This is a genomic window from Nostoc sp. CHAB 5715, from assembly GCF_020829685.1.
In the GTDB taxonomy this organism is placed as follows: domain Bacteria; phylum Cyanobacteriota; class Cyanobacteriia; order Cyanobacteriales; family Nostocaceae; genus Nostoc.
This window is the reverse complement of the sequence record NZ_JAIVFR010000160.1, coordinates 1-9867: the sequence shown is the minus strand read 5'-3', so window position 1 is coordinate 9867 and position 9867 is coordinate 1. Positions and strand designations below refer to the sequence as shown.

Sequence of the window (9867 nt, the reverse complement as noted above, 5' to 3'; positions counted from 1 at the left end):
CTCCGCGAGGCTGTCCTGGCCGTGAACATGATGGACAACGTCATGGCCTTCACCAAGGACCAGTTCCTGACCCGCGAGAACAAGCTCGAACGCCTGACCGCCGGGGTTATCGTATACTCTGCATTGAGTTGGGTGAGAATCTTGCTACGGTTGCCCAAAAAAATCTGGCTGCTTATCCGCAAGTAGAAGTGCGTAACATCGCTTTTGAGGATTGGGTGACCCAAGAAAATGCTTTTGATTTAGTGATTTCGGCAACTGCTTTTCATTGGCTTGACCCAAGTATTGCTTACAAAAAAACGGCTCTTGCCCTCACATCTGAAGGAGCGATCGCGCTATTTTGGAATGAACACGTACATAGTGATGCTAGTAATGGCTTTTTTGAGGAGGTACAGGAGCTATATCGCCGTTTAGCTCCTGAGTTAGTTAAGGATGACAAGCCTCTCCCTCGTGAGCATGAAGTCTCTAGTAAAACAGACGAGATTCAGCAAATAGGTTTGTTTGGTGAAGTAGTCTATCGCTCTTATCGATGGGATGCAACATACAACAGTGCAAGTTATCTCAACCTCTTAAATACTTACTCCGGTCATCTAAATTTAGATCGCATTACAAAAGCTCGTTTTTTCCATGCGATCGCTGAATTAATTAATACCAAGTTCAATGGTCAAATTACTAAAGGTTACTTAACTACTTTATACGTAGCCCACCTATTGTAATCTTATCTAAATCTTTTTGCAGATATGATTAAACAGTTACGTTTTGTAAGGGGGACTGTTAGCCAAACACAAACACCTGTTGTAGATGGGATTTTAAACCCCTTTGAGTAGGATAAAAATTGTCCTTGAAGAAGTTCACAAATTAGGCAGGCGTAGGCGACTGGCGTTTTCCTTGGACTTACTCTGTAGACGCTGTTCCGCTTTCACTTTGAGTCTTTCCTGCAAAAAGACGTTAAAACAGATTGACAACTTGGGTAAAATTTGGGAGTATCAAACTACGGTAATTTGGTAGATTTTAAGTGCTTTATAAAACTTAAATACATCTAAAACCCTTACAGAGGAATGGTTTTTGTCGAGTGCAGTCGGTGGCTTGAATATGTTACCAGATGTAATCGCCTCAAGGCTGGAAACATTCTTCAACTTTGTAGTGCCAAAGTCGCGTCACCCAGAAATAGCAATTGCCTCACCACTCACCAACATAGATTTTCCACAGGATATTCGGAGATAGAAACTAATGATTAAGAGTCCAGAGAAACTTGCAGATACGACAATTCAGTTTTCGGCTCCTGTAAGAGCAAACTCGCCGGAACTCCAGCAGCTTTTTGATTTTATTGCACTGGGAGCAAGTGAGCGCGATCGCGATCGCATCCTTCCTTATAATGTGGTTGAATTGATCCGGCGTTCCAGGTTGGGCGCATTGCGAATCCCCGTTGCCGAAGGTGGTGGTGGTAGCAGCGCACGCGAACTATTCGAGGTCGTGATTCGGCTGGGGGATGCTGATCCAAATGTTGCTCACATTGTGCGGAATCATTTCTCTGTAACAGAGCGAATTTTGCGTTCTGAGCGTACCCAAAGGAATCAGCGATGGCTCAAAGCTGTCGTCGATGGCGCGATTATTGGACTCGCTTCGACTGAACTAGAAGCCAAGCGATCAGGTGGTCGCCAAGTCGTGAATACAAAATTAACACCCGATGGTGACGGTTATCGTCTGAATGGAACGAAATATTACAGCACTGGCAGCCTTTACGCAGACTGGATTTTTGTGCGTGTGTTAGCACCAGATGGCTCTACAGCGTATATACTCATTCCTACTAACCGCGAGGGTCTTGAACTGGTGGACGACTGGGACGGCTTCGGACAAAGACTCACAGGTACGGGAACGACTACCTTCACGAATGTCCGTGTAGAGGCTGAAGAAGTAATTTTTGAGACAGACACAGACAAAGACGACCTGCCCTACAATATCGTCCCACAATTATTCCTGACTGCCATCAACGCTGGTATTATTCGCAGCGTTCTGCGTGATGCTACAGCCCTCATCCGTAACAGACCCCGGACTTTCTACCATGCTGTATCCGAGCAAGCCTCAGAAGACCCAATTTTACAGCAGACTGTCGGGCAGATTGCCGCCAATGCCTTTGCTGCCGAAGCAATTGTTTTAGCAGCAGCTGATGGTCTCGATCGCCTCCCTGCTGCCCAAGCTCAGGGTGAAGAGGCACAGACGGCTGCGGCACTGGCAACTTCTCTGAGTGCATCCAAAGCCAAATTGATTGTCGATGACCTAGCACTACGTTCGGCCACCTTGCTGTTTGAAGTGGGTGGGGCTTCCACAACAAAGAAAAGCTCCAACTTTGATCGTCATTGGCGCAACGCCCGTACCTTATCCTCACACAATCCAAATCATTTTAAGGCTCGTGCGATCGGGGACTACGAGATCAACGGTACACCATTGCCGCAACGAGGATTCTTCTAATTTTGTTCAGATCCCTGACTTCTAACCTACGGAAAACCACTTTATGAGTATTTCAGAACTTACGCAAAATAATGAAAAAACGAACCGCAAAGGACGCAAAGGACACAAAGGAATAAGAGTTTCAGAGACAGGACTTACGCAAAAATAGCCAAAAACCTTAATTTATCGAACCGCCAAGACGCCAAGAACGCCAAGAGTTCGTAAAGTTTGCGTAAGTCCTAAGAGAGTTATTGCGTAAGTCCTATATTTATCAGAAGTCGGGGATCTCGCAGCCAACCGAAACCGTTGAATCGCTAATAGTAAGTAGTCGGACAGAATTAGTTACACAATGTCATTGCGAATGGAGCGAAGCGGAATGAAGCAATTCGCTTGCGGCTGGGATTGCTTCGCTTCGCTCGCAATGACTGTAAATATTTTTGTCCATCTACTTAGACAAATCCGCACTCTCCTGAATCCGCTTATTGTCGTGCGTGAAACTGAAAAAGAGGCAGAAGAATATGCTCAGGCGATTATCGACCATGCCGATAATCAGTCAATTGCTGGACGTTCTGGCGTTAGCAGCGATGCACACGCCTGGAGGGGGCATCAGAAGGGAAATATGCGTCATGGCGTTGGCAGTGCGATCGGCGGTAATGTGCAGCTAATCGGTTCACCCGAACAAATCACCGAGCAACTTTTGCAACTGAAAAGAATACAAAGGAAGGATCGTACCAGTTTTTTAAAGATTGTTTGAAAAGTGGTATATTGTGATTTTAATCGAATTATTACCCCCCTTAATCCACCCGATATATTGGGGAAAACAAGAAAATCCGGTTCCCTCCCCTTTATAAGGGGAGGGTTAGGGTGGGGTAAAAAAATATTTGATACATCAATCATGACTTTTCAAACTTCCTCTTAGCTCGACTTTATCCAAAATTAAGAACTTGGTTCTCTTGATTTGGCAAAAACCCTAGCTTTTTGGCAAAAACTTTTTCCATGTCATTGATTATCGATGAAATCAAAAACATTAAAACGACGTTCCACAAAGGTTTCAGCGTTAGCGATCGCGTTCAGGGAGAATGGATAAAGTTGAGCTTAACATGTATTAAATATTCGGTCTTTTTAACTCTAAGTACAAACTGCACATTTTTTTGTACGGGCTAAACAAGCTCGTTTCACACTACTAAATTCCCGGCCTCCCAAGACGATGATTTTGTAACCTTTAAGAAAGGGAGTTTGGTAGTGATGCTTTATTTAACTGTGAAAAATCAGATTATTCTACAACTTTCTTTGTATTATTTGCTTTTACCCAACCTTTTAGGTTATTACCTTCTACGCAAATATTTTGCCAGGTTTTATTCTCGTTTTCCTTCAAAATAATAATTCTTTGATTAAACTTAAGAAGCTTTAAAGGCTTGGAATCTTGTCGTGGTTCTGCTCGTAAATTCAGACCTTTACTCGGAACAACATAAGCTATGTACGACGACTCTGGGGACTCAGGTTGGAGACGACATACTGAATCACTTGCTAGAGAAGTTGTAGAAGAGGATATGGGTGTACTAGTTAATGTAGGCGTTGCAGTAGGTAGCGGCAAAGAAGTAGGGGTCGGACTTGAATTATTATTAGTCAGTGAACGGGACAATCGCTGGAGGGTTTATCTTTGTAAGCCTCAACAGGAACAAATTTGTAGAGATTATCAGAACTGTTAGTGGAAACAATTTTCACAAGTTCTATGTAAGGATTCTTGCGATCGCCCGACGGACAAAACTCAATATCACCAGAAGCTCCGGTAGTTTTAAATTTTCCTGAGGAGAGAAACTGTTGTACCTCACTTCGAGTTGGAGCGCGTTGAATCGCATCAATCAAAGCCTGTGTTGCATCATAGGCAAGGGCAGTTCGCCAGTTCACTGTCGCACCACCCCAAAGCTCTTTAGACTTATTGACAAAGTTTGAGTTGGGAGCGTTATCAATATGCCAAAAAGCTGCTACCACCATTTCAACTGCTGCGTCTCCAACTTTCAAAGTGTCTGGGGTGTAAACATCATCTCCTGCCAAAATATTGAGGTTCTTCTTGGCAGCCCTGACCACTACTTTCTGCGCTTGTGGTAAAGTATTTGTATCGGCTGCTAACATTAGTACTTGGGTACCTTTATCAATCACCTGTTTCACACTCAAATCGGCATTAAAATCCTGCTCATTCAAGTCAAACTCTTTCGATACCTGTCCTCCTTTATTTTTCACAACTGTCATAAACTCAGACTTAAGAGACTTACTGTAATTACTACTGGAATTATAAAAAATTGCTACATTATTATTTGTATTCAATTTATTAAACATATAATCTCCTAAAGCCTTTGCACTATCACTATCACTAGGAACTGTGCGAAAAATATACGGTTTAGAGTTTTTTGAACTGTCAGAATTTTTTGTAAGGTCAACAGAAGTGCTGATGGGAGTAATGGCTACAAGTTTTTTGGATGTATAAATATTTTTTGCTGCTATGGTGACATCGCTAGCATAATGACCGACTACACCTAACACATCAGGATTGATGACTAAGGCTGTAGCAACATCTTGAGCAACTTCTGGATTATTATCGTCCGATGCGATCGCTACCTTCAAACGCCACTGACTTTTTCCTCTAGAGGAATTAAATTCATTTTGAGCTTGACTTACCCCACGCAAAATTTCCAAAGAACCATCGATATTGTTCCTAATCGGTACAGATACAGCAATGGTGTAGCTGTTGTCATCAGAACCAATTTTGGCATTGTTAAAAAAAATACGTGCTTCTGGATCGTTAGGATTCTTTTCTAGCGATTTCTCTAAATTGGACTGTGCCTTATCCCAGCGTTTTTCTTCTATTTCCTTTATCCCGGCTTTTTTATCCAAGGAAGGATTTCCTTGAATTAAACTTTTCTCACCAAAACTAATGCGTTCTTTAGCTACCGAACCTCTCTGCCACTGCCATGTCGAGACGCCCACAAATCCTAGGAAAACCATTAAAAAAGGAAAAAAATGACTTACACTAATTGATAAGTTCTGTTTCTGCATATATTATTTTCCTGTAAAGAGTTTACCTTTAAAGATTCTGATTCATTGCTACTGAGGGCTTATAATGGAACTTGGGTGAAGTTTAGGAGTAGCATTTTCCAGGAAACTTTTTGTGTGCATTTTCACCTTGTATTATGCATATCACTTTATGGCAAGTTTGCTACTTCTGAGGCTACAAAACTCATTCACGAGGTGAAATAGGATGCTTAAGCGATCGACCTCGCCAAGTCCAACCCCAACCCGTCTCAGTCTTAATAACTGAAGCAATGGCAATGACTGCAACCAGTAGACCTCCCAAACTATGCAGCCACCAGTATTTGGGAGAGCTATGAGATGCCTGTGCTGCGAGTGTCCGCAAATTGTACTGGAGGAGAATAGCAATCAAAGCTAGACAAATTGCCAGTAAATCAAGCGTTTCCAGCCAATTAAAAAACTTTTACTAACCACAATGACTAATACTAGCCAAGGAATCAAGTAAATATTTAGCATTAGCAGAGCTAGAGATACCATTAGCCACAAGCTTCGTTGGGCACCCAAATACAAAACTTTAGTCCAACCTTCCCAAAGTGATGCCCAAGAGCGGTACATCCTTAATTTTGCTAAGTTTGCTCCTAAGAAGTGTCGCAACTTCAAACCACTCTCTTTAATGCGTCGAGCCAAAGCCACATCCTCAGCAACATAGCTTGCAACTGCCTGATGTCCTCCTATTTTCTCGTAGGATGAGCGTTGAAACAGCATAAAAGGTCCTGCTGCAAAAGCTGTTTTGGTTTTAGGGTCTTTTACCGCCACAGAGTTCAAAGAAACAAGCAGATTAATGAACATTAGTGGCTGTACCAACCACTCTACTAAAGACCCACAAACTACTGCTGGTATACAATTTAATAAATCTATTTGTTTTGCTTTTGCTGCTTGAACCACTGTTTCAATTGCTCTTGGCTTCAGTCGGACATCAGCATCAATGAAGAGCAAGAATTCTCCAAAAGCTCGTTTAGTAGCTTGAGTACAAGCCCAGTTTTTACCCGTCCACACTTGTTCGGCTGGTCGAGGTTCTCCTGGCAAAATTTTCAGCCGTGAATCGCTGAGATTTTTTTTAAGGGTGTTGAGGATTGTTAGGGTATTATCAGTAGACTGGTCGTCTACTACCCAAACTTCAAACTTATCAGCTAATAAACTTGTGCTATCCAAAATAGACATAATGCAATCTTGGATATTATCTGCCTCATTATAGGCTGGAACAATCACTGAAACTTTAGGAAATCCAGAATTAAGATAATTCTCAAATAATATATCTCTTGATGGACATAGTTGAGGTATCTCGACCATTGCCCGTCGTAAATAACCTAAGTAAGTAATCAAACTAAGCAGGGAAAGAAATAGAACTAAGAATATAACCATATTTCCGTCACCTTGTATATTTCAACAACATTTTGAAAGTAGCGGATACTAAAGTTCACTTTCTTTTTTCTAAAGGCATATCAGCGAGATGTTCTCGCAGCATTCCATGTCTAAAACGATAGCTACCACCAGTTTGTATCAATAAGCCTCGTGCAGCTTCGTTGAGGAAACTGGCATAGTTCCAAGGAATCCACTTGTTTTTGCAAAGGATGACACGCAGAACGAAGTGTTTAATGCAAACTAAACCTGAATTCCCTCCATTAACTAGTCCACTTAGTAACCCAACCATTAGTCCAACAATTGATCCAAAAATAATGCCGTTATCATCTGTTTTATAAAAAATCCACCAAATTATTTCTTGATGTTTAGAGTAAATCCACCAAAAGAAAGTACTAACACAACCAGAGATTAACCCACTAATTAGAAATATCTCTCCAGCATTTCTACGTGTTGTTATGATACCGTAATTAGGTTCTGTTGCACTTTCTATTTTATTGTTTCTTCTAAAGCCTAAACGAATTAAAAATGTTGTTATGATACCGTAATTAGGTTCTGTTGCACTTTCTATTTTATTGTTTCTTCTAAAGCCTAAACCGATTCCAACTTGTAGCCCAACAAATACCTCTAGAGTCAATACGCCCCATAATACATTTAATTTTTGACAAAAACTCGAAATCCACAAAATAATATCTTTATTTGTAAAGCTGAAATATACAAATAATAGAGAAACAAAAGAAGAAATTATTAAATTAATAAATAAGGGAGGTAAAATGCTTCTATGTGTTCTGTTGACTCTATTGCCGTTACGTCTTTGGATTCTTTTGAATCGAAAAATTACTTTGATTCTTCTCCATCCAACAATTACCCACAGATTCAATCCAAGAAGCAGCCCAAATGCTAGTACACCACATAATATACTATACCCTAAGATATCTGGTTTTTCATTAATAATTAATGGCTCTACCGCTTTTTTTAAAAAATTCATGAGCCAGGGATTTACTAATAGCGTCATTACTCCTTTTAAAGTATCCCTAATACTAGAATTTATAAATGGCGTATTATCGTCCTTAATCAGTTCAGCAACTATTCCAATCGACAGCATAGTTATCCCAGAAAGGAAACCAATTAACATTCCAAATCTTAAATTTCTTATAAAATATTGGGGGTAAAACTCAATACGCTCTACAGTTTCTATCTTCTGACAGTTTAACCGATAAGAAAAAATAAATCCTGAAAGACCCCCAAAGATAATTGCATCTAAAGGTTGGATTTTGTCTTGTTCTATTAGCAGGCTAACTCCCCAACGTATTAACCCAAATATAAATCCAATCAGTACAAACCTCAATATACGTATCAGTTTATCGTCTATCTTTGGCAACCAAGATATCAAGCTAGACTCGAAATATTCAAGCCACAAAGATATCAGTCCTAATAGTAATCCAGATAGCAGTCCAGATATTAATCCAAAAATTACATGACTAATCAATGAAAGCAGAAAATTGGTGTTAGGATCATAATTTAGTGTCTCCGAGAGTAATCCACAAGACAGTCCACATAAAAGTCCTACAATTAACCTTACTCCAGTACGATACATTATTTTTTGAATAGAATACGGTTCGGATAAGTCTTTTTTCTCTCCCTCTGCTTCCCCTACCTCAACCGAAGCGTCTTGGGGTAATTTCGTTACTTCCTCGGGTGGTAGAGACAACCATTTAGGTTGCAACTTTTCAATTAAAAAAGCTTCCAGACTTTCTTGATTCATTTGCTTGGCTAGCCAAATTAGCCAATTTTCAACTTTTTCTTTTGGGTGGTTACGAGTACCTTTCCATTTATTCAACTCCTTTTCAATATATTTATAAAATATTTTGTTCCGTATTTTCTCAGTGCCACCTTCTAATGAAAATACTGTATCCTGTGACTTTTTAGATTTGTAAATATCAATTATAAGATAGAGGAATAAAGGTACTATTATTATTTTTCGTAGCTCATCTTCCTTCTTAATTGAATCTTTGAAATCAGTAGGGACAGAATCCTCCTTATCCAGATACCCATAAGCTTCTTCTTCACTGAGAAATTGTAATCGGACTGCAATCCTAGATGTTAATTTTTCAAGCAATTCTTCTCTTTTTATGCCTGTACGACTACATATAACAATCTTTATCTCTTCATTTTTATTAATAAAATTAAGCAACTCTTCAACACAGAAATTTTGGTATTCTGATTTTATTTCATCAAAACCATCAATTAGCAAAAGCAGTTCTTGATTAGAGACTAACAATCGACCCTTATCTTTAGGAACTTTATAAAATTCTGTTAATCGCTTTACAATCCACTTATCAATGCTCTGGCTCTCCTTCCAAGAAGAAAGGTTTAATATTACAGGAATTGGAAGGTTGTTATCTGTTTTAGCACGTTCACTTAGCTCCTTAGTCAGTTCCGCTAGAATTGTAGTCTTACCCGATCCAGGTTCACCCAGGATAAGCAGCGTTCTCTCATTACCCATTTGGTCAAAGATGTTAATAATCTTGGTACCTGAACCTAGTTTTTGTGGCGGCTCGTCAACTAAACGTCCTTCCCTCTCCAAAAGTTCCTTCTCTTGAGGAGTCCTGACTCTTGGTAGTTTTTCTAAACCAATTGGAATTAACTCCTCGTTAATAAGTTCATTATTTTTTATAAATGGGTCAACTCTAGATTCAGAAACCTTGTCAATTAAATATTGCCGTTCTTTTAAACTAATACTTGAATTTTTATTGTTGTTTAAACTATTATTTAAATTACAAACTTTTTCTCGAAAATCTCTAAAATCAATTTTTACATCTTCTCCAAGATTTTCTATTTCGATCTCATTTTCAAGTACTCCGCAAAGTAGACAAAGGGAGTTTTTTTTATTTTGCTTAAACAAATAATCAATCAGTTCTTTGGCAAAAGATTCATCTGAGTTAACATTTAAAAAAACGGCAATATTTAATTGAC

General features: G+C 39.6%; 9 protein-coding genes. 4 read left to right on the top strand and 5 right to left on the bottom strand.

Annotation, left to right across the window (positions count from 1 at the left end; all coding sequences use genetic code 11):
- The 4 genes from LC574_RS11180 to LC574_RS11165 all read left to right on the top strand — a co-directional run.
- The coding region (locus LC574_RS11180; RefSeq protein WP_229453587.1) for a class I SAM-dependent methyltransferase at nucleotides 1-713 on the top strand (713 nt) is incomplete at its 5' end.
- A 349-nt stretch (nucleotides 714-1062) separates the two neighbouring features.
- Nucleotides 1063-1221: a hypothetical protein gene (locus LC574_RS11175; RefSeq protein WP_206264504.1), complete on the top strand. Its 159-nt coding sequence runs from the start codon at nucleotides 1063-1065 to the stop codon at nucleotides 1219-1221.
- 6 nt (nucleotides 1222-1227) lie between these two features.
- A complete protein-coding gene (locus LC574_RS11170) occupies nucleotides 1228-2466 on the top strand; it encodes an acyl-CoA dehydrogenase family protein (RefSeq protein ID WP_229453586.1) in 1239 nt (412 codons plus the stop codon).
- 400 nt (nucleotides 2467-2866) lie between these two features.
- Nucleotides 2867-3199, top strand: a complete 333-nt coding sequence (locus tag LC574_RS11165) for an LLM class flavin-dependent oxidoreductase (RefSeq protein WP_229453585.1) — start codon at nucleotides 2867-2869, stop codon at nucleotides 3197-3199.
- Nucleotides 3200-3718: 519 nt separating this feature from the next.
- Here the strand turns inward: LC574_RS11165 and LC574_RS11160 are convergent.
- From LC574_RS11160 to LC574_RS11140, 5 genes are all read right to left on the bottom strand, one after another.
- Nucleotides 3719-4087: an SH3 domain-containing protein gene (locus LC574_RS11160; RefSeq protein WP_229453584.1), complete on the bottom strand. Its 369-nt coding sequence runs from the start codon at nucleotides 4085-4087 to the stop codon at nucleotides 3719-3721.
- Nucleotides 4072-5430 (bottom strand): ABC transporter substrate-binding protein, encoded by a 1359-nt coding sequence (locus tag LC574_RS11155; protein ID WP_229453583.1) that lies wholly within the window; start codon nucleotides 5428-5430, stop codon nucleotides 4072-4074. Before LC574_RS11155 ends, LC574_RS11160 begins: the two co-directional genes overlap by 16 nt.
- A gap of 250 nt (nucleotides 5431-5680) precedes the next feature.
- Nucleotides 5681-5884 (bottom strand): hypothetical protein, encoded by a 204-nt coding sequence (locus LC574_RS11150; RefSeq protein ID WP_229453582.1) that lies wholly within the window; start codon nucleotides 5882-5884, stop codon nucleotides 5681-5683.
- Nucleotides 5885-5886: 2 nt separating this feature from the next.
- On the bottom strand, nucleotides 5887-6855 hold the full coding sequence (locus LC574_RS11145; protein ID WP_229453581.1) for a glycosyltransferase family 2 protein: 969 nt from the start codon (nucleotides 6853-6855) through the stop codon (nucleotides 5887-5889).
- A gap of 94 nt (nucleotides 6856-6949) precedes the next feature.
- Nucleotides 6950-9867, bottom strand: a 2918-nt coding sequence (locus tag LC574_RS11140) for an NACHT domain-containing NTPase (protein ID WP_229453580.1), incomplete at its 5' end; no start/stop codon positions are given.